12 protein-coding genes are annotated in these 21,962 nt (G+C 65.8%); 5 read left to right on the forward strand and 7 right to left on the reverse strand.

Features of this window, described 5'->3' with window-relative positions; translation table 11 throughout:
• The first annotated feature begins 468 nt into the window (after window positions 1–468).
• Together Rhe02_RS34435 and Rhe02_RS34440 are read left to right on the forward strand one after the other, a co-directional pair.
• Window positions 469–2,946 (forward strand): virginiamycin B lyase family protein, encoded by a 2,478-nt coding sequence (locus Rhe02_RS34435; protein WP_203912634.1) that lies wholly within the window; start codon window positions 469–471, stop codon window positions 2,944–2,946.
• Between the two features lie 401 nt (window positions 2,947–3,347).
• Entirely contained in the window at window positions 3,348–3,596 is a 249-nt protein-coding gene (locus Rhe02_RS34440) for a hypothetical protein (RefSeq protein WP_203912635.1), read from the forward strand.
• A gap of 218 nt (window positions 3,597–3,814) precedes the next feature.
• Here the strand turns inward: Rhe02_RS34440 and Rhe02_RS34445 are convergent, their stop codons facing one another.
• Window positions 3,815–4,327 (reverse strand): GNAT family N-acetyltransferase, encoded by a 513-nt coding sequence (locus Rhe02_RS34445; protein WP_239124241.1) that lies wholly within the window; start codon window positions 4,325–4,327, stop codon window positions 3,815–3,817.
• A gap of 45 nt (window positions 4,328–4,372) precedes the next feature.
• Here Rhe02_RS34445 and Rhe02_RS34450 point away from each other — a divergent pair, with 45 nt between their 5' ends.
• Entirely contained in the window at window positions 4,373–4,588 is a 216-nt protein-coding gene (locus Rhe02_RS34450) for a hypothetical protein (RefSeq protein WP_203912637.1), read from the forward strand.
• A gap of 105 nt (window positions 4,589–4,693) precedes the next feature.
• Window positions 4,694–5,455: an ABC transporter permease gene (locus tag Rhe02_RS34455; protein ID WP_203912638.1), complete on the forward strand. Its 762-nt coding sequence runs from the start codon at window positions 4,694–4,696 to the stop codon at window positions 5,453–5,455.
• 611 nt (window positions 5,456–6,066) lie between these two features.
• Here Rhe02_RS34455 and Rhe02_RS34460 read toward each other — a convergent pair.
• The 3 genes from Rhe02_RS34460 to Rhe02_RS34470 all read right to left on the reverse strand — a co-directional run bounded on the left by Rhe02_RS34460 (window position 6,067) and on the right by Rhe02_RS34470 (window position 15,412).
• Window positions 6,067–13,803 carry an RHS repeat-associated core domain-containing protein gene (locus Rhe02_RS34460; RefSeq protein WP_203912639.1) on the reverse strand — a complete coding sequence of 2,579 codons (7,737 nt, stop codon included), beginning with the start codon at window positions 13,801–13,803 and terminating at the stop codon, window positions 6,067–6,069.
• A gap of 362 nt (window positions 13,804–14,165) precedes the next feature.
• A complete protein-coding gene (locus tag Rhe02_RS34465) occupies window positions 14,166–14,798 on the reverse strand; it encodes a hypothetical protein (RefSeq protein WP_203912640.1) in 633 nt (210 codons plus the stop codon).
• 11 nt (window positions 14,799–14,809) lie between these two features.
• Window positions 14,810–15,412 (reverse strand): zinc metalloprotease, encoded by a 603-nt coding sequence (locus Rhe02_RS34470; protein WP_203912641.1) that lies wholly within the window; start codon window positions 15,410–15,412, stop codon window positions 14,810–14,812.
• Between the two features lie 300 nt (window positions 15,413–15,712).
• Between Rhe02_RS34470 and Rhe02_RS34475 the strand changes: the two genes are divergently transcribed.
• Window positions 15,713–17,488, forward strand: a complete 1,776-nt coding sequence (locus Rhe02_RS34475) for a hypothetical protein (protein ID WP_203912642.1) — start codon at window positions 15,713–15,715, stop codon at window positions 17,486–17,488.
• Between the two features lie 281 nt (window positions 17,489–17,769).
• On the opposite strand, the gene Rhe02_RS34480 is transcribed toward Rhe02_RS34475, so the two are convergent.
• Genes Rhe02_RS34480 through Rhe02_RS34490 form a run of 3 tightly spaced genes read right to left on the reverse strand, consistent with a single transcriptional unit; the run spans window position 17,770 to window position 21,783 of the window.
• Window positions 17,770–18,135 carry a DoxX family protein gene (locus Rhe02_RS34480; RefSeq protein WP_203912643.1) on the reverse strand — a complete coding sequence of 122 codons (366 nt, stop codon included), beginning with the start codon at window positions 18,133–18,135 and terminating at the stop codon, window positions 17,770–17,772.
• A 56-nt stretch (window positions 18,136–18,191) separates the two neighbouring features.
• Entirely contained in the window at window positions 18,192–19,319 is a 1,128-nt protein-coding gene (locus Rhe02_RS34485; protein ID WP_203912644.1) for an endo-1,4-beta-xylanase, read from the reverse strand.
• A gap of 49 nt (window positions 19,320–19,368) precedes the next feature.
• Window positions 19,369–21,783: a tetratricopeptide repeat protein gene (locus tag Rhe02_RS34490; RefSeq protein WP_203912645.1), complete on the reverse strand. Its 2,415-nt coding sequence runs from the start codon at window positions 21,781–21,783 to the stop codon at window positions 19,369–19,371.
• Window positions 21,784–21,962 lie beyond the last annotated feature (179 nt).

Below are 21,962 nucleotides of genomic sequence, written 5' to 3' on the forward strand. Positions count from 1 at the left end.
CACGCAGTTGTCCAGTTGCCCCTGCCACAGCCGCTCTCACCGGGCCTAGACGTCCCGGAAGCCCGACAGCTTTGGACTTGCCTTCTGGGCGCGAGCTCGATGTCTGCAGCTGCGCAAGCGGCTGAGGCATTCCGCTTCCACGTCGCGGCAAGCGCTCCCGGCGCGGGGACCTTTCGGGTTCAGTCATTCGTCGATGAATCGCGCCTGTAAGCGTGAGCTGGCGTCAATCGACCGCTACCGCATCAACCTAACCAGACGGTGTCGCACACAGCTATTCGGTGATGACATTGCGTAGTGGCGACCTTAGCGAAGGGTGGAACTATGCGATCAGTTGCGAGCCTACGGCGTCGCATCTCACTGTTTGCCCTGGGTATTGTCGCTGTACCGCTTGTGGTTCTGCTGCGACCTGGCGCCGCCAATGCCACCTCCATTGGTGAACCATGTCCGTCGCCATTTACCGTCTACTCCTTGCCCACAGCGGACAGCAATCCCTATGCCGTGACGACCGGCCCGGACGGGTCTGTCTGGTTCAGCGAGCTCACGGGCACGCACAGAATCGGCCGGATCACGCTTGCGGGCCAGATCACCGAGTACAACACCGAAGTAAACCAAATCGCGAGCTTGGTCGCCGGTCCAGACAGCGCTTTGTGGTATGTCACCAGTTCGGGCAACAGCGGTGTGGTCGGCCGCATGACGACCGACGGCGCATTTACCTCGTTCTCCCTCGGCTCGTCCACGGACGCCTACGGCCTGACCGCAGGACCCGACGGCGCATTGTGGTTCGGCATGACAGTTCAAGGGCAGCCCAAGGTTGGGCGAATCACGACAGGCGGCGACGTTACCAGCTTCACCGTCCCAGTCAGCGCCTACGAGATGACGGCCAACCCGCAGATCTCCGCCATAACAACTGGACCTGACGGCGCGCTTTGGTTTCTTTTCGAGGGTCGCGCCGAAGGCAACGACATTCCGGTCGTCGAAAAGATCGGCCGCGTGAGCCTGGACGGGCAGTTCACCCTCTACCCCTTGGGCAGTGAGCTTAAGGGATTGGTCAGCATCGTGGCCGGGTCTGACGGCGCGCTGTGGTTCACCGAATATCGGACCCACAAGATCGGGCGGATGACGACCGATGGTGAAGTAGCTGAATATGACGCCGGGCCGAATCCGTTCGCGATAACCTCCGCACCTGACGGTACATTGTGGTACACCGGCGGCGACAATGCGGTAAATCGAATCACCCTCGCGCCGTTCGGCATCAGCGCGTTCTACTCGCCCAACCTCGAGTCTGCCCTGCGCCAGATCACCGCTGGCCCAGGCAACTCTTTATGGTTTGCCGACCAGAGTTCGGCGGCCGGCGGAAACCACATCGGCCGGATATCCTTGGACACCCCCGCCATGCCGATCCCGCAAGGATTGACAGCGCCGCAAGAGTGGGTCAGAGCTGCGAGCTTCAGCTGGCAGTCGTTGCCAGGGACGAACCACTACAACGTATGCCGCGACGGGATCATGATTGACTCCACGTCTCAGCCCAGTTATACCGACACCCAAGCAGTTGTTGAAGGCCCACACACCTACACCGTCACGGCCGTGGACCAGTTTGGCCAGGAAAGCTGGCATGCGAGGCAAATCCAAATCGGTGTCGACAACACTGCGCCCTCGATATCGAATGTTGCCTGGACCCTCAACCCCATCGTGGCGGGAGACAACACCACCCTCACCGCCGACGTGGCAGATCACGGCTTAGGTGTGGTCAGGCCGGTCCAGTATCGAGTCGATGGCGGTCCGGCCAAACCGATGACGCTTAGCAGAGGAAAATGGCGGGCAGTTTTCAGCTCCGGCTTGGGCTCGCAAACCGACCTGCCCAACGGCAACCACGCCATCGAAATCGTGGCCGGCGACTCCATCGGCAACGTCAGTGTGTTCACCACTCAGCTCGTTGTCGGGCTGCCCTCACCCACCAACCTGGCCGCCACCAGCCCCACGGGGCTTCCGGTGTTGACATGGCAGGGGGTCACCAACGCTGACCACTATGACGTCTATCGCGACTCGATTCTGCTCGGCTCCACCACCAGTCTGGTGTACAGCGACAACACGGCCAACGACGGCAGCCACAGCTACCACGTTGTTGCCGTCGACGCGTTCGGCTCGACCGGCGCTGCCTCGAACACGATAACGGTCGTGGTCGACAAGACCGGTCCCGCCATTTCAGCGCTGACTTGGACATCCAATCCGCTGTCACAGGGCCAGCCCACACAGCTGAGTGTCGCGGCGAACGACAATCTGACGAACGTAGCGTCCGTCGAATACACAGTCGATGGCAACGCCAGGCAGCCGCTAGGGTACGACGCGGCCACCAACACGTGGAAAGCCGTTCTGGGGGCGAACCTGGCCGTCAACACCTACAACATCGAGGTCTTCGTCACCGACGGCGTCGGAAACGAGAGTGTGGGCGTCGACGTCCTGGCGGTGTACAACGCCACCAACGGCTATGTCACGGGACACGCTAAAGTCCTCCCCAACGCCACAGACACCTTGCCCATCGCCCGCGACGCCTCCAACAACCCAGCCAAAGTGATTGTCGGCTTCACCAATGTCAAGGCTGCTACCTCCACCACGCCAACCTCCGGCAGCTTCGACCTCAGCTATGTGGTGAAGAACAACAAGGATGAGTTCAGCATCTCCAGCACGTCCGTCGACTGGCTTGTGGTGCCCGATAGCCTCCACGCCAGCATCCTCGGCCATGCCACCCTGACGGTCTACAACGGCGGCGTGCAGACCACCACGGCCAACGTGTCAGTGCGCTTCGACCTCACCCTTGGCTCGGCCGGCTCCCCGGATCACCTCAAGATTCGCATCTACGATCCTGGCATCGATCCGTCCGCTGCCCCGCACTGGGTCATCGACGACGATGTACTCGCGAACGGTTCTCACCTGATGATCAGGCAGTAGCCACGATCTGCGCTCAGCACGGGACACGCGAACAGTCGGCTGCACCACGGCGGCACGATAAGCTTCAAACCGGTTATGAGTCGATTGGCTTTGCCGCGTTCGCCCCACAAGCGCGGTGCCGAACGATCGCTGCGCCGCCAAACGGGCTGTCCACCGGCTTCGATGCCGCGCCGGCCGTCCCCAGCCGTCAGCGTTTCCATGTCCTCACGGAAGCGCTCCAGAGCGACAGCTTTTCAGTGCTGTTCGTGGGTGAAATCTAAGCGGGACAGGGTGTCAGCTGAGAACGACGTCCCGAGCGACGCACTGGCCGTCCAGTGAGATTTCAATCGTTGTCCAATCGCGTCTATGAAGCTTCATGCCAACTCGTTGACCATGGCACCTGTTAACGGAAAGGCGAACACATGAAATCCTCGATACGGCGCATATGCACCCGACTCGGTGCGGTCGCCATCGCGACGGCCTTCGCCGTCGGCATCGCCCAGCCAGCCTCTGCAGGCTGGGTCCCCTATGGCTTCTACGACTACTACACAGAGTGCGAAGCCATCGGCAATGGGCGCGAGGGCACCGAGTGGGTCTTCTGGTATTGCGTGATGCTGTCAGGCGGCAACGGGTATGCCCAGCTCATGGTGTTCATGCCCGACGATGTCTGACCGTCTGGGGGGTCGATGTCGTCCTGGGCGTCGATAACGTCGAGACTTTCGCCATCGACCTCTACTCATGTGCCCCACGCGACACTCATTGGTGAAACGGCGTTTGACGCTCGGGCCGAGGCTGAGGGTCCGGCGGGCTGCGCGGCCGATGGATTCCCGGCGGGCGTTGGACCGCAAGGCCGGCAGCTTAGGACTTGCCTCGAACCGCGAGGGGCGGCTCAGGCCGGGTCGGCGCCGGGGATCTCGAGGTTGGAGTAGTAAGGGTTGGTGAAGGGGAAGCAGTCGCGCAGCCAGTGCCGTAGGGCCAAGTACACCTTGGTGTAGTAGCCGCGCTCGTATGCCTGCGGCGTGACCCACCAGCTCGCATCCACATCGTGCTCGATCAGCTGCTCGGTCAGCGGTGTCCGTCTTCCCATCGGATACAGGTAACAGCAGCCGAGGTAGCCGCCTTCCGAGTCGTACAAGGCGTAGGAGAACGAGTAACCCTCACGAAACTCGCACTCGTGCCAGACAAGGTCGACGTAATTGAACTCCTCCGTGACCGGCTCCACGGGCCAGCCGCCGCCCCTGGTCCGTTGAATGAGCTCGATGCTGGCATTGACGCCCCGTACGTCATCGTGCAGGTCCATGCGGCCGAGCACTCGGGCGTGGATGTCGTCGTAGGCCAGCTGTGTGGGCGCCGGGTGGCCCGGCGGAAGCTGCAGGCTCTTGACCAAACCGCTGTAGTCCACAGTTCCCCCATTCGCGCGCAAAGCCCTGCCTGGTCACCTTACTCGGTGCCGGTCAGCCCGACCCGCGAGCGCGGAGCGGCCGGTGAGAATGAAGCGAACATCGAACTCGACCGCCGCCAGCTGACCGAATTGGAGGGAGGGCTGAGGCTGGCCATGCTTTTCGTTCTGCTCGTCGCCGCCGCCGTCACCATCACCGTCGCGGCGGCCGCGCTGCCTCTGGTCAAGACCACCACCGAGCACGACGCGATCCGGTTCGAATGAGCCCGCACTCGCTATGGTGAGCTTCAAACGCTCACCACCGCACGACCAATCCCCGCGCTGAAGGGCAACTCCTGCATGACGTCTCCCACCCACTAGCGGCCCGCGATGGGAACCGGATCCATCGTCGTGGGCCCCGCCTTCTGGATCGTGCTGGCAGTGCTCTGTGCCGCAGCAACGATCGCCTCCGCCGCGGGCAGGTTACGGGTGTGGCGGGCGATGCTCACCGCGTCGGCGCGGGCAACCGTGCAACTGGCGGCCGTATCGCTGGTGATCACCGCGGTGCTCACCGCGTGGAGCCTGACAGCGGCATTCGTCACCGTCATGGTTCTCGTCGCCGCCGCCACCAGCGCCCGGCGCATCACGCGGCACCGCACCGGGCTGTGGGCGGCCGCGGCCATCATCGCCGGTGTCCTGCCCGTGCTGTCACTGGTCGTCGCCGCCGGCACGGTGCCGTTGGCGACCGTCGCGATCGTCCCCGTGGCAGGCATCCTCATCGGCGGCGCCATGACCGCTACCTCGCTGGCCGGGCGGCGGGTGATGGACGACCTGACCCACCGGCGCGGCGAATACGAGGCGCTGCTGGCCCTCGGCTTCACCGACCCGGACGCCGTCCGCGAGCTGTGCCGGCCGTCGCTACGCCACGCGTTGATCCCCGCGCTGGATCAGACCCGCACCGTCGGCCTGGTGAGCCTGCCCGGCGCCTTCGTCGGCGTCCTGCTCGGCGGAGGCGGCCCGGTCCAGGCCGGCGCCACCCAGCTGCTTGTCCTCATTGGACTTCTCGCCACCGAAACCGTGGCGGTCATCGTGATCACCGAACTGATCGCCCGCAACATCATCCAGCACTCCGGTGGGCGCATCAAGAATTGATTCCGATGGCGTTTGTTGCGCGCCGACAATGCCTTTCGCTGCTGTTCGTGGGGGAAGCGCCTGCGGACGCGGCGATCCGGTGACGGCGCACAACGTCCGCTACCCCAGCTCAGCTCAGGGGGCTAACATGACCCCGCTATCGCCGTAGGTGATGACAATTGACCATACGTCGTCGCTGTCGTCTGGGCAGTCCTCGGGTACCTCTACAAAGACCTCAACGCCAGCCTGGGGGAAATGGTATCGCAGATAGCCTTGCACGCTGTCAGCCGTAGGTATCGAGCCGTTGGCGGCTTGGATGGCCCTTGCGAGGTCAGCCCAGACGACTCGGCCCGTACCTTCACCTAATAGCGGTAACTCGGGGCCTGATGGCGGATGGGGACTGTTCTGAACACGGTGCAATTGGATCCCGACAGTGCGGCATCTCCATGCGTCATCGCGGAAGAAATGGAACTCCACAATTCCGTAGTCGCGCCGCAGGAAACGACGCTTCTTGTCCCAGACATCCAGGTATTCGTTACCCATGGCACGCTCTACATCGTCAGGCGTTGGCCGTGCTGCGAAACCACGTAGGCGGCCCGTGAGGCAGATGCTTGCAAGTTCGTCGATTCGGCTCATTTTATCTTGGCCAATGCTTTTATGAGGAAGTTCATCTCACTGGCTCGATTCAACGAGTTTCCCCAGTTGTGACTGTTCATCTCGACCATAGCTGCACCGGCTTTCGCCGTGATGTCCTCGCGAAGAGCGGCACACGACGCGACACAGTCGAGCACATGTTGCACCTGAGTCTCCGTCGCCGATCCCGTTCTCAAACGAACTGGTTCCGCGCCGACCCCACCCGCACCTGTGGGGAACACTCTAACCTCGTTTGCGCCCACGTGGACATGTGCGCCCTTGGTTGCCCAGTCCGATGCCATCGGCGAAACACGTATGTCATTGCAGTTGTGGACGAGGACCGGCGCATCGCCGCCTACCACATAATAGGTATGGAGGTCTTCGACTGTGAGGTTGTTGGCCCGCACCGTGGCGGAACGCTTGCCGACCTCCTGGACGACGACCTGCTCGCCGCTCACGGTGCGCAGGAGGTCGCCCGCTTCGAGGTCTTCGGCGTTGACCCAGGTTCCTTTGCCGGCATCCCAGAAGGGGTGCTCGGTAGTCGCGGTGATGGTGTCGCCCTGGATCTGGATGTCGACGAGTTTCTTTTCCCCTTTGCCTTCGATCAATGCGGTGACGGGCCGGGCACCGCTCTCACCGGTCTGGGGGTCGGTGGCGAGCACCTCCTCGCCCTGTTCGATGTCCGCGATCGGTTTGGTGGTGCCGTCGGCCATCAGCACAGGCGTGTCGGGGGTGAAGCTGTTGCAGGGACGGGGGATCCTGGCGATGTCGTCGAGGAGCGCAAGCTCCGCGCCCATTCCGGCGGTGATCACGTTGAGCGCGCCGCCTATGAAGGCGTCAAAACCTACCTGGCTCCAGTCGACTTTGCGGCCGGACAGGCGCTGCATGCCAAAGCTCATCCCCCCGCCGATCAGAGCGCCGGAGATGAAGGTGGCGGCGATCGGCACAAGTGCCGCCAGGAACGCGAACGTGCCGTTCGGGTCGACAAGGTTGGTGGGGTTGTTGTCGGCGTAGGCGTATAGGTTCGAGCCGCCGGCGTAGCCGATGGGGTCCTGGCTGATGAACCGTTGCAGACCTGGGTGGTAGTAGCGGGCCCGGTGATAGGACAGGCCGGTGCCGTCGTTTTCCCTTCCTGTGTACTGGAACGTGTTGTCGTCGGCGGCACCGCTGGTCTCGGCCGCGCCGAAAGGCTCGTAGGTGTACTCGGTCGCGGGCGGGCCTGCTTGCCCAGCAAGGCCTACGGTGCTGCCGAGCGCGTCGGTGAGGTAGCTGGTGGTGGTGCCGGCGTCGTCGGTGCGGGCGTAGAAGGCGTCGGTGCCTCCGGTCAACAGGTTGGCGGTTGGGGTGGTGCCGTTGAGCTCCTGAACCGGGGTGTCGCCGTCGTGTAGATAGCCGACGGTGGTTGCGTTGACAGTCTTGGCGATGCGCCGTCCCACAGCGTCGTAGCCGAACGCGGCGGAGGTACCGGGCCTGGTGAGGCCGGTGAGCTGGCCACGCGCGTTCCAGGTGTAGGTGGTGCTGCCATCGCTGGTCAGATTGCCGTCCGCGTCGTAGGTGTAACTGACCGCGCCGAGGTTGGTGAGCTGGTCGGCGGCGTTGTAGACCGATCCGGTGAACGCGTTGGGGATAGCTGTGCGCGCGTAGCTGCCGCCCGCAGTCGTGCGCCGGCCGAGGCGGTCGTAGCCGTAGGTGATTTCGCCCAGCGTGCTGGAGCCGCGCTTGTAGGTGATGCTCGTGAGCTGGCCGGCGTCGTCGTAGCCATACGTCTGGCTGACGCCGGTAGGCAGGCTGAGGGTGGAAGGCCGCCCGGCAGCGTCATAGGCGTAGCCGACCGTCTGACCACCTTTGGTGATCGAGATGGGCTGGTCGGCGTTGTTGTAGCCGTAGGTGACCGCAGGCTGCCCGGCGATCTGCATCGACGTGCGGCGCCCGGCGTCGTCGAAGCCGTACGTGATGGTGCCTTGCGCGGTGGTCTCCTGGATGACACGGTCACGGTCGTCGGGGGTCAGCACGATGGCACCGGCCTGGGAGTCGACGATCCCGGTCAGACGGTTACCCGGGTCGTAGCTGTTGGTCACCGAGCTTTCACTTCCGGCCCCGACTACGCCGTACCTGGTGGTGGTGATCCGGTCCAGCTCGTCGTAGTCGAAGGTGGTGACTTTGCCGCTGCGAGCGGTAAGGGTCGTGAGCCTGCCCGCCGCGTCATAGCCGTAGCGCGCGATGCGGCCCAACGGGTCGGTGGAGGTCTGCATCTGGTCGTTGTGGTCGTATGTCCAGGTCGCTGTGTGTCCGTTGGCGGTCCGGCTCAGCATGTTGCCGTTTTCGTCATAGGTAAAAGTGGTGGTGAGCCCGAGCGGGTCGGTCACAGTGGTGGGCTGGTTGCGCTGGTCGTAGGTGAGCCGGGACACCCCGCCGATGGGATTCCTGCTTTCCAGCACCCGTCCGGCGGCGTCGGTGAACATGTGCGTGGTGCGGCCGAGTGGGTCGGTCGTGGCGACCAGGTCGCCGAGCTGGTAGTGGAAGGTGGTGGTTTTGCCGAGCTGGTCCGTGGTCGTGGCGACCTCGCCGGTCGGCGTGTGGGTGAACGTCACCGTCCGGCCTTCCGGGTCGGTGAGGGTGGCGAGGTTGCCTTCGGTGTCGTACGTGTAGCGAGTGGTGTGGCTCAGCGGATCAGTGGTCTCGGTGATCTGGTTGAACGGCCCGCCATACACGGTGGTGGTGGTCGCCGGGTGAGCGGTGCCGTCGAAGGCGGTGACGGAGGTGGTATTGCCGAATCCGTCATGGGCGTAGGCGGTTTCGCGGCCGAGCGAGTCGATGCTGCGTGTGACAAGGTTGGTGCCGGGCTGGCGGACCAGCGTCTTGGTCTGTTCCTTGTCCGTGTCGACGGCGTAGGTGTCGTTGGTGGCGAACCCGTCGGCGTTGAAGATGACTCGGCGCACGTGACCGTTGGGGTCGGTGGCACGGGTCGAGACGACCTTGTCCCCGTTGAGGGTGTAGACGAACTCGGTCACGGCATTGCCCGGCAAGGTCTGGCGCTGGACGCGGCCGTTGCCGTCGTACTGATTGGTCAGGTAGGTGATGCCGCGCGGATCGGTGATCGTGGCGACCTGGTTGGCTTCGTTCCAGCCGTATGTGGTGACCTTTCCAGCCGGGTCGGTGACGCTCGTGAGCCGCAGCCGGCTGTCGTAGCGGTATTCAACGACCCGGCCTAGGCTGTCCTCGGCCCGGCTGACGAGGCCGCCGCCAGTGAGCTTGATCCACTTTCCGTTGGGCGAGGTGATCCTGGTAATGGCGCCGGCACTCGGGTTGCCGTTCACGCCGGTGCGGGTGATGGTGATCTGGTTGCCGTGGCGGTCGCGGATCGCCTGCAGCGGAGTGGTGTCGCCGAAGACGTAGGTCATGCCGTCGCGCCGGCTCAGGTTCCATCCGTTGCCGTTCCAGCTGATGGTGGAGTGGTACCACTCGTTCGGTGTTTTCGTGTTGAGGAATACCGCATCGCCGAAACCTGTCCCAGGGGAAATGCGGTCGTAGTGGACTTTGCCACCATCGGGCAGCACCAGGTCAACCTCCTCATACTCCTGTTTCGAGTGCAAGAAGATGCCGTAGTTGAAATTCTGGCCGAGCCCGAAAGCGCGGACCGTGCCGTCGGCTTGCCGATAGGTGCGGCTCAGCGATATCGGCATCACGTCGGGCAGGAACAGGTCGGTGTGGGTGTCGATGAACAGCCCTGTCCCCAGATCGACAGGATCGCCGCTGAGCCAGTCGAGGAAGTCCTGCTGCGGCCCCGTGCTGGGTCCGGTCAGTGGGGTTCCGGGCTGATTGATCATCGCGCCGGTGAACTCGTACACCCGCACCCCGGGGTCGGGGACGACTTGCTGGCCGTTGGCGGTGACCGAGCCGTGTCCGTAGACGTGCCAGCCGCGCTCCTGCGGGTCGTAGCTCCAGAACTCCACCCGGGTTCCCGGATCCAGATGGGTGTAGTTCGGGTAAACGATCCGGGCGCCCTTGGGGAACACATAGGACCCGCCCGGCTGCACCGTGAAGTAGATCGGCACGATGATGTGCTCGGGCAGCGGGAAAGGCGGCCGGTCAACAGGAATCGCGGTGATCCCCAGCTCGGTCACGACGCGGCCGCGCGAGTCCTCGACGACCGAACCAGCCGGCAAATGGACCTCCAGCCCCGGAATCCGCGGAGTGGTGATCACCACCTCGCTGGTGGTGGGTGAGGGAAACTGCACCTTGTTGCGGGTATCGATGCGGGTGAGCCAGATCGGATAGGGCAGCACAGTGGTACGCCCGGCGGCAACGTCGACCCCGATCTCGTAGATGCCGTATTCACCGCCCTCCACGAGCAACTCGTGATGGCCGGCCGACAGCCCGGTGAGCCGGAATCGGCCGTCGGCGTCGGTAGTACCCCTGGTGTCGTCGATGCTCACGCTTACGCCGCTCAGCGGCCGGCCGGCCAGCGTCTGTACGTGACCCGCCAAGGCGGTCACGCCTTGCGGCGTGCGCTGGGCCGCCGCGTGCGCGTATTCCGGGCTGGGCAGGCGACTGCGCCAGTCTTTTCCCGCGAGGTTGACGGCGCCTGGGATCCACTCGTCTTGCACACTCACACCGAAGCCGGGCGACTTCATTCGCATGGCTCGCATCGCCAGCCACTCGTCGTGATCGGACATCGCGCCGGCGTCAGGCTGATCCTCAATCGTGGCCACGGCTGCGTTGGCATTGGCTGCGGCGGTGAACCTCAGCGCGACCGTGGTCGAGCCGGTTTGCCCGGCGATCGGGTCAACCAGGATCTCGTAGGTACCAGTCGAAGGAAGGGCCGATAGGGCAAGGGTCGCCGTTCCCGCCATGTTGCGGGTGGTCAGCACCGTTCCATCCGGCTTGAGCACACTGAGCCCGACCAGGCCGCTGAAGGTGGTGGCGCTCAGCGCAACCGTCAGCGATTGGCCCGCGGTACCGCCGAACCGGAGCCGGGCGTTCTGCCCTGGACGCGCCAAGGTGGCCACGATGCCAGCACCACCGATAGTGACGACGCCTGCGTCCACATCGGACGATAGGGTAATCGTCACCGACCCGGTTTTGGCCAGCTCGGGGTCGATGAGCACCTGGTAGGTTCCGGTCACCGCAAGCACCGGAAGGTCAAGTTCGGGCGCCGTGCCGCTCAGGACCTTCGGCGTCACCAATACAGTCCCGTCCGGCCTGAGCACGCTGACGGAATATGAGCCGCCGAAGGACAGATTGGTACCCGCCAGGCTCAGCCGCTGCCCTGCCGTTCCAGCAAAAGCCACCCGTGCGTCCTGCCCTGGCCGCACGACCGTAACCGCCGTCCCGGCTCCCACGGCATCGACGATGCCAGCGTCCACTTCGGACGATAGCGTCGCCGTCACCGAGCCGGTGCGGGCGGCGGACGGGTCAATCAGGACCTCGTAAGTCCCGCTTACCAACAGAATCGGCACATCGACGTCGGCTGCGACGCCGCTTATCGATGTCGACGACATCAGCGACGTCCCGTCGGGCCTGTACACGCTCACCCGGTAACTGCTCAGGGTCGAGGCGGTGAAACCCAGGCTCAGGCGCTGCCCGGCTGTCCCGTCAAAGCGCAGCCGCGCGTTCTGGCCCGGCCGCGTGATCGTGACCCCGACCCCGGCACCGGTGGTGGTGGGCACCCCGGCGTCCAGGTCGGCCGAGAGGGTGACCGTGGCGGTGCCCGTGCGGGCGGCCACCGGGCTGATGACCACCTCATACGCTGCGGTCACCGGCAGGATCGGCAGATTGAGCGAGTTCTCTCCGGAGAGGAATTCGACTGGTACCAAAGCCGTGCCGTCGGCTTGGAACACGTTGATGGCAGACGATCCGGTAAACCACGTTCCGGTGAACCCCAGGCTCAACCGCTGCCCGGCTGTCCCGTCAAAGCGCAACCGCATGTTCTGCCCCGGACGGGCCACCGTGATGACGGAGCTGGCGCCGGTCGTGGTGAGCGTCCCGCCGTCCAGCTCCGACGACAGCGTGATCGTGGCACCCCCGGTGCTGCCGGAGGCCGGGCTGAAGAACATCTCGTAGGTCCCGGTCAACGGCAGCTGCGGCACAAGCAGCGTCGCCGAGAAAGCCATCGGGATGACGGTGAGTGGCTCACCGTCGGGCTTGCGCACGGTGACGCTGAGGCTGGAGCTGTAGGTGGAGGCCGTGAGCCCGACAGCGAGCAACTGCCCGGCGGTGCCGTCGAAGCGCAGCAATGCGCTCTGCCCAGGCCGGGCCGAAGAGATGGCGACCCCGGGACCGGTCAGGCTGATCGATCCCAAGTCGGTTGGCGTGGAAAGACTGACCGTGAACGATCGGGGGGTGATACCCGAGTCGACGACGACCTGGAACCGGCCCGTCTGGGGCAGCGGATCCAGCGCCAGCGTCCGGTTCCCCGAGAAGCTCACGGTCGACAGGAGCGCCTCGCCGTCGGGCCAAAAGACGCTGAGCACCATCGTGCCGCTCGCGACGGTGTTGCCCGACAAAGCGACGGTGTAGCGCTGCCCCACCGTCCCGTCCAAGACCATACGGGCCCGCTGGCCCACCCGGGAGATGGCGACAGCGGTGCTCGGCCCAATCCGGTCCAGCGTGCCTGCGTCCAGGTCCTTCGACAACGTCGCCACGACCGAGCCCGTCGCGGCGCTATCGTTCGGGTCAAGAACGACCTGATAGGTCCCGGTCGCCTCCAGCGGTGGCAGGGATATGCTGGTGCTGTTGACAAACGAGTAAGACCCGCTGAACTCGTTGCCACTGAACTCGATTCCGACCGGCTGGTAGAGGCGCACAGTCACAGCCCCCGCAATGGTCTTGCCGGTAAACGCCAAACTGAGCCGCTGCCCCGCCACGCCGTCGAAGCGCAGCACCGCAACCTTTCCAGCAGTGCCGACAGTCGAGGTCGCAGTCGCGCCATCGACCGCGACACGGGTGGTCGAAACCACATCGGCCTGGGCGTAGGTGCCCGGCGCGACGCTGAAGTCCTCGGCGCTGACGGCAACGCCCGCACTTGTCCGCACGGCAATCTTTCCAGCGCCTACCTTCGGCACCTCGACCGTCAAGCTGGTCGACGTGGCCGCGGTGACCTTCCCACGGGCCGCCTGGTTGAACAACACCGTGTTACGGGCGGGGTCCGGGTCGAATCCGGTGCCGCTTATGGTGATGACGGTCCCCTCGCCTCCGCTTACCGGCGAGAACCCGGCGACGGTCGGCGCGTTGGCGGCGACCTCGAGGGTAAACGGCTGGGTGCTGGACGCACTGCCCGCAGACGTCACCACCGCGACCGTCCCAGTCGTAGTCCCGGCCGGGACGGTGACCACCAGCTGTGTCGCGCTGGCCGAGACGACCGCGGCGGGGGCACCCGCGAACGTCACCGCGTTGGCGCTGGCTGTCGCGCTGAATCCAGTGCCACTGACGATCACCTCGGCACCCACCGAGCCCCGGCTTGGGGTTAGGCTCAAAACCGAAACCCGCGACGACGGGTACCGGTTGATGCCGGTCAGGTTGCCAGCCGCGTCGTAGGCGTAGGAAGCGGTGTCACCGGTTGGATCGGTCACCCCGACCAGGCGCGAGGCGTCGTCGTACGAGTATCGGATCGGCTCCGCTCCAGGCACCGCGCCAGCCCGCGCAATCGGGAAAGCCACATTGAACACACCGACAGTCATGGCAAGCAGCATCGCCAGCGGCTTGCGGATAGGGCTGGCCGGCGGGCGGAGACTCACGACACCAACCGCATTCGACCCGGGGCGTTGGACTGCCACTTCGGCTCCCTCTTTCACGTGGGGCTGGAATGCCGCGGCCAGCCTCACCGCTGACCACCTTTGCTCGGCAAGCCTGCGCCCGGCCATCACGGTGGCGTCACGGTCACGTCAGGGTCGGGGAGCAACAACCCCGGGCCCTGCACACCTCGGCCGCGGCGGAAAGGCAGCTGAGCCCACAGCGCCGGCCATGCGTGACCCCGTTAGCCGGCCCGGCTGCGCACACCGGTGTTGGCCGACTGACCGAACCTCTGGCCTTCGGCGGGCGGGCACGCAAAAGCGGGTGGCGAACGAGGTTCGCCACCCGCTTTCGGGGAGAGCGTGGTTCATCGGCCGATGGCGGCCTTGATGTCGTCGAGCTTGACCGCCGCTGTCGCACTGGACTCAAACGGCGCCGGTCTGGGGAAGGTGACCTGTCCACCGGCGTCTATGGGCGCGACGCGGCCCCGGTAAAGGTTGTTTTCCTTCACGGGGATGCTCCCCTCGTTGGGCTGAGCGAATATCGCGAAGGTCGCGCCGTTGAACTCGGCCGGGGTCTTTAACGTGCCGTCATTTTTCTGAAGGTTCGCCATATGCTCGTAGGTGTAGGCGATCCGGCTTTCCTTTTCCAGGGTGTTCCACTTGCCGCTCATATAGATGATCGTCATGGTGGCGCCTGGGACGAGGTCGCCCTTGAGAACGCTTTCGACTTTGAAGGAAACCGTCCCGAAGATTTCGGGACCGTCCGTTTCGGTGTTGCCCTCGGCGTTGGGGTCAACCGGGACTTCGTAAGCGCGATCATTCACCGCGACGACCCTGCCGGTGGCGATGACGGGCCGGTGAGCGAGGAACTCTTGGAGGGTTTTGAACGGGATAGTCGAGGCATTGTACGGAGCAACGACCACCGACGAGGTCTCACTAGTTGGGCTAGCACATCCCGCCAGCAGCAACGCTGCCGCAACTGCGATCCATTTTCGCATATCGGCCCCCATCAGTAAGCGCCGTTGATATGGGAAATCATGTCGTCGGTCAGCACATTCGAGGGCGGAATCCAATAGGGGAAATCGGCCCACATGCAGCCTTCATCAGAGTGCCAGAATCCCACTGCGTGACCGATCTCATGGCAGGCGATGGCAAAGCCGGCCTCCCCTGAGATATCGCGGGTGAAGCGTTCGTTGAATAGAACCTCGGCACGGTCGCAGACCTGGTTCGGGGGAGGGTAGGACTTTCTGCACCTCTCCATGCCGGTCGTTGTCACTCCGGTGTCGGGATCGGCGACTCCGAGGTCCCACGCGTACCAGACAATGTCGGTGTGGTCGTTCCAGCATCGTCGGCACTTCTCGCTCACGGTGAGATCCGTTCTGGCACCGTACTGGTCGTAGTTCTGGAAATGGACGAAGTGGTTCCAGAACAGGTGATGGTCGTCGATAGACTCGTCGGACGCGAAATCCATGAACGCGTCGTCCATCCTTATCAAGTTGAATTCATGCGCCATCGCTGGCGCCGGTCCCAGACCTGCGACTGTGACCAGAACTGCGACGGAGACTGCCAAGAACTTGCTGAGGTGCATGACTTTTGCGCGCCATTGCCGCATGAGGCCTCCCGTGATCTGTCACTGTGGTGAGTGATGGAGGAGAATCCTCACATCCACATATATCAGCGTCAAGATCACGGCGGCACTTTCGGGTATGACCGAAGTGGTTACATGGTAAGCAATCCGCGGCGCGGGACAACGACTTCGCGGCCTTGACCAATACATTTCCAGATACGAATGTTGACGTTGTGTCCGCTTGTTGCCAGGCCAGACCTTGCCAATAGTTAAGGATGTCGATTGGCTCGACGGTGGTCGATTATGTGGGGCATCTGCTTCCTTGACTCGTCCAGGAGGATCGCCTTGCTTCGTCTCACCACCTCACTCCCCCGCCGGCTGCGCTGGTGGGTCGCCGCCGGCGCGGCGCTGGTCGTCAGCGCGGTCGGTGTCGCCGTCGCGCTTCCCGCGGCATCGGTGCCGCAGGCCATGACGACCCTCGACTCGGCCTGCACCCGGATCATCTTCGGGATTCCGTTCTACCTCGATCCCTGCGTGCCGGAAAGCGAACCGCTGCCCGAGGACATGGGGCCGTGGATCGACGACATCCGGCACATCATCGACTGCACCGGCGCCGAGGTGCAGCCCTATGAGCCGATCTCCCTTGCGGCGACGGCATTTCCGACGATGACACAGACGGCGACGAGTGTGCCGACGCCAACCGGGGTCCCGCCGACAGCGACCGTGCCGCCGACGCCCACGGCCGATCCTTCCCAGCCACCGACGTCAAGCCCGACCGGCAGCCCCAGCGAGAGCCCGTCACCGTGCCCGTCACCGACTGTGCCGCCGACAGTTCCGCCCACATCCCCGCCGTGGACACCACCACCCACGTCGGCTCCGCCGTCGTCACCGCCGCCGACGTCGATCCCGCCCTCCCCCTCGCCGGAGCCGTGCGTGACTTCGTCGGCCACCCCGATGGCCGAGCGCGCGGGCGTGAACAGTCCCAAGGACAAGGAGGAGGACCGCGTCTGCAAGAAGCCCGAGGACGCGGCCAAGGACGCCGTGCTGGTCGCCACCGGCGACTCGGTGACCTCGGCCTACCACCAGACGGCAAGCGCCGACTCCACCGACTGCACGAAGAACAACTCCGCGCAGGACGCCCGCAAGCTGCCCGGCAACGACATGATGTTCAGCTACGCGGGCCGCTACTACAACATGAACAAGAACATCAGCGAGTACTACAACTTCGCCCGGGTCGGGTTCAGCACCGACGACATCATCAAAGCCGGCGCTGCCAAAACCGACTCGTGCGCCAACCCGTGGAACAGGGTGAAGCCGCCGCTGGACCTGGCCGACGACGCGGTGAAGGCGGCCAAGCGGGCCGGGAAGAAAGCCTTCTTCGTGACCACCGGCGGCATCAACAACACCAACTGGACCACCATCCTGACCCAGTTCGCGCTCTGCCAAGGGCTCGAGGTGCTCACCGACGCGTTCAAGGCGACCGTCTTCTCGACCAACCAGACCTCGTTCCAGTGGTGGGCCAAGCAGGTGCTGCCAGGCAAACCCGACAAGATCATCGACAATGGCGGGGGCTGCCGCGCCACCTGGTGGGTCAACCGCGGGCCGTTCTGGCCGCCGCTGCTGCTCAACCCGATCCGCATCGGCATCCCCGCCTATGACGGGCCGGGATCGGGTGCCAACGAAAGCGCGTTGTCCAAGCAGATCCCGGGCGACGCCAAGACGATCGTCAACACTATGCTCGCGGCCGGCGCCGACAAGGTCGTGTGGATGCTCTACTACAGCATCATCCCGGCCACCGTCGACCTCAAGGCGGCCGTCTCCGATGTGCTGGGTTCCTATCCGGGCATCAAATATCTCAAGAACATCGTGCCCGCAATATTCAATCTGGGCGATGCGTCGCTGGTGCCGGTGGCGCTGGTCGGCCGAATACGCCAGCTGGAAAAGGACCTCAACGACGCGATCAAAGCGCAGCTGCCGGTCAATGCGAAGCTGGTTGCCCAGCCCGCGCCCGCGCTCGGCGCCGGCGACATCCAGAAGACCGTCCCGATGGGGTGCCCACATCCCAACGGCAAAGGTCACGACAAGCTAGCGGCAGCACTCAAAGCTGCCATCGGCGAATGACCTGACGACGCGGATCCGCACAGGCCGCCGCCCAGTCTCGGGCGGCGGCCTGGTAGGCATGGGGCTGCGTGTCCAGGTGCTCGCACTGCCCGCCGGTGCCCAGGCGAGCGGGTTTGTGCCGATGACGCAGCCTGACAAGGACTCCAGCTGTATGAGCGAATCCGGCAGCGGGCTCCTGCGACACGACGGGGGATCAGCTCCCGTTTCACCGAGCTGGTCGGCGAGACCCCCAGCGCCTACGCCGAGCGGTCCACTGCGCGGCGGTCAGCGGTAAGGCTGATTCAGAGCCAGGTGGTGCCCAGCCATACGGTGACGGCGGCCATCGCCAGCAGAACGATGTTGAGGCCGATCAGGCGGGCCTCGCCGCGCGACAGATGCAGCGCTATGCCGCCGGCCTGGATCAGGACGAATCCGATCGCGGCGGCGACGGCCAGCCAGGCCGCGATGCCGGTCAGCGGGGGCAGGATGAGGCCGGCCGCGCCGAGGACTTCCAGCACGCCGATCGTCCTCACCAGCGGCATGGGGATCTGGTCGACCCAGCCCATCATCGGCTGCAGCTGCTCCTTGCTCTGGGCGACCTTCTTGCCCCCGGCGTAGAGGTAGAACACCGCAAGCAAACCCGCGATGATCCAATAGGCGAGCTCCATGGCAACCCTTCGACGACGAAACATGGGTGGTGAACCGGCTACATGATGCGTCACCGTCAGGCGACTTGCCAAAGGCACCTGCGGGTCGGTGCGGCAGCCAGTGCGCAGGTGAGCCGGTGGTAGGCGGGCTTGGCGGCCAGCGTGGCGTCCAGCAGGGTGGCCGCGCCGTAGCCGAAGTAGTAGTCCGGGATCCATGACACCGCATCGGTGAACCCCCACACCGTGATCGAACGGCAGCGGGGAGCCGACAGGCACACCCGCGCCGCGTGGGCGTAGACCTCGGCCTGCCGGCCCAGGCTGACCGCGTCGGCCGGCAGCGGCACCCGCACGTCCAGCTCGGTGATGGCCACGTCGACGCCGAGCTGGGCGAAGTGGCGCATCACGTCGCCAAGCTCCGACAGACTGGTCGATGACCGCACATGGGTCTGGAATCCCACACCATCAATGGGTACCCCTTGCGCCTTCAAATCCCTGACCAGTGCGCGCAGCCCATCCGCCTTGGCGCCAGCGTGCTCGGCACCGTATTCGTTGAGGTAGAGCCGAGCCTGCGGGTCAGCGGCGCGCGCCCAGCGAAACGCCTCGGCAAGGTAATCGGGCCCGAGGCGGTCCAGCCAGAACCCGCGACGCAGGGTGCCGTCCTCGGCCAGCACCTCATTCGCGATGTCCCACACCGCGATCCGGCCGCGATAGCGGGTCAGCACCGTCTCGATGTGCGTCTTGAGGATGCCGCGCAACTCGGTGACGCCGAACCCGCCGCCGGTGAGCCACTCCGGCAGCGACAGATGCCACACCAGGGTGTGCCCGCGCACCGCCTGACCGTGCTGCACCGCGAAGTCGACTATCCGGTCGGCATCGGTGAAGTCGTATTGCCCGCGCGCAGGCTCGACCGCCGACCATTTCAGCGCGTCCTCGGGGGTGACCGAGCCGAACTCGGCGCCGAGGCGGTCGCGGTAACTTTCGTTGTCGCGCAACGGCCCGGCCGCCACCGCCGTGCCGACGGCGATGCCGCGGGCGGAGGCCAGGTCGCGCAACGGCGGCTGCGGCTGCGCCGCAACGCCTGCCATCGGCAGCACCATCACCACCGCGATGGCAAGGGGGACAAGGCGATCCGCGTGCAGCTGCCGGCAGCCGGGCGTCAGCGACGGCAGCATGAGCAACATGAAGACCACAGCGATCGCGTTCACGGCGCCCCAATCTACCCATGCCCGCGCGTCGGCGCAGGCCGCCGCCCGGTCAGCTGGGCGGCGGCGGGGCGGTGTCGAGCTTTCGGCGCACATCGGCGGCCTGCGGATGGCCGACGTCGGTGAGCGTCTGATGGGCCTGCTGCCAGTGCTGGCGGGCCGTGGCGTGCTCGCCGATGCTCTGGTGCAGGTCGCCGAGGTGGATGGTGAGCTGGGCCTGCATGATGGGATTGGCTATGGCGTGGGCCAGCTTCAGGCCCTGCTGATAGTGGCCGATGGCGGTCTCGTGGTTACCCAGATGGTGGTGGGCCTGGCCCAGGTTGTCGTGGGCGACAGCCTGGTTGGCCCGATCTCCGGCCTGCTGCTGCAGCGCCAGAGCCCGCTCGAAATAGGGCAGCGCTTGGTGATGGCCGCCCAGCTGGGCGTGGTACCAGCCGACGGCATTGCTTGCCCTGCCCTCCCAGCCGGGATGGCGCACCTGCGCCCACAGGGTCAGGGCGTCCTGTGCGTGCTGCAGGGCGCGGTCGTGATCTGCCTGCAGCCAGCAGATGTAGGACATCCTGAACTGGCTGTCGGCTTGGGCCTGCCGGTCCTGCGCCGCCCGGCTCAGCTCGGCGGCTTGGCGCATGTGGTCGTGGGCCTCGGCGAAGCTGTCCAGCCGGCCCGCGACGACGGCCAGGAAGTGGTGGGCGTGCGCGGCGGCGGCGCGGTCCATCAGCGCGGTGGCCGCGCGCAGCGCCACCGTCCACGCGACACCCTGGTCATGCCAGTGGTTGTGCTGGTACAGAAAGGTGTCCAAGGCCCAGCCCAGCTGCCAGGCGTGCCGGTCCAGACCCTCCTGCTTGGCCTGGCGCAACGCCGACAACAGCACCGCCCGCTCAGTACCCATCCACTCCAAGGCTTCTTTGACCTCAAGCGGCTCGGCAGGCTGCGCGCCATCGGCGGGCGTGCCCAATTCCATCAGGATCGCCACACGTGTCGGATTCAACACCAGCTCAGCCTGGTACGCGGTGTGCGTGTAATGGTCCAGCAGCCTGGTCAGCGCGTCACGGCGCACCTGCGCCGGGTCGGTCTGGTAGGCCAGCTCGCCGGCATAGACCCGCAGCAGGTCATGCAGCTGAAACCGGCCCGGCGCATGCTCGATGAGCAGGTTGGCTTCGGTCAGCTCGCGCAATGTCCGATGTAGATCGCCGAGCGGAACAGCGGCCAGCGCGGCCACCGCGGCGGTGGCGATGTCGGCCCCGCAGACCAGGCCCAGCAAGCGGAACAGGCGCGCGGCCGGGTCGCCCAGCAGACGATAGGACCAGGTGAACACCGCGCGAACGTCGTCCAGCGCGGCCGGGTCGGGCTGGCGCAGCTCACCGGCGAGGGTGGCCAGCGGGAAACCGGTCTGCCGGGCCCGCGCCGCGACCAGCGCCAGGGCCAGAGGAAGCCGGCCACACGCGGCCACGACCGCAGCCGCGGCCTGCCGGTCCCCCGGCGCCCCACCGATGCGCTGGCGCGACAGCGCAGCCGCCTTCTCGGCGTCCGGCAGAGCCAGCTCGGCGGGTTGCGCACCGATGCGCCGGCGCGACAGCGCAGGCGCCTCCACCGCGCCGGGCGGATCCGGCTCGGCGGGCTGCGCGCCGATGCGCTGGCGCAACAGCGCAGCCGCCTCCTCGGCGTCGGGCAGAGCCAGCTCGAGCGGTTGCGCGCCGGTCTCGGCGACCAGTGCGGTCAGCCTGTCCCGGCTGGTGACCACGGTGCAGACGGTGGAGCCCGCCGCCAGCAGCGGGCGAACCTGGTCGGCGTCGCGGGCGTTGTCCAGCACCACCAGCATCCGGCGTCCCGCCGACATGCTGCGGTACAACGCGGCCTGGGCATCGCGGCCCCGCGGGATGCGCGAGGGCTCCACGCCCAGCGCCTCCAGGAACCCGCGGATCGCCTCCGCCGGATCCATCACTTCCTGGCTGCGATCGAAGCCGCGCAGGTTCACGTAGAGCTGGCCGTCGGGAAAGCCGGCAGCGGCACGATGTGCCCAATGCACCGCCAGCGCGGTCTTGCCCACCCCCGCCGTCCCGGTGATCACCACCACCTGCGCGGCGGCATCGTCGAGAGCGGCCAGGGCTTCGGCGCGGCCGGTGAAACCGTCGACGTCGACCGGCAGCTGGGCCGGGGCCGGCGGCGCGGCGGCAGCGCGGCTCTCCGACCGGCGGCGCAGCTCGGTGTGCACGCCGACGAGCACCTCGTGGCGTCGCCGCCACTGCGCCAGCTCCGTCTCGGTGCCGCCGCACGCCTGGAGGAACGGCCGGACCACGTCGCCGAAATCCGGCGGGCGTTTGATCTCCCCGTTGAGGATCGCGTACAGCTGGGCCCGGCTGATCCGCACCTCACGCGCCACGCTGGCCAGATCGCGGCCCGACTCACGCCAGCGCCGCTTCAGATCGGCGCAGAAGACCGTCACGGGGCTGTCCCCCGCTGCCGTCATCGGCCACCCCGCTTCCGGTGAAGTCCGGCATTCCACCCGACCGGACACACCCTACCAGCGTCGATGTGAGCGAATTCCGGACTGCGCCGGTGTCGGCCCACCCGCACCCGGGCACCGGGTTTGCTTTGCCGTGCACGGCCCGGGTACCCCGGACTCCCCGCTTGACCGATCCCTTGTGG

Origin of the sequence: Rhizocola hellebori (assembly GCF_016862955.1) — a bacterium.
Lineage (GTDB): Bacteria > Actinomycetota > Actinomycetes > Mycobacteriales > Micromonosporaceae > Rhizocola > Rhizocola hellebori.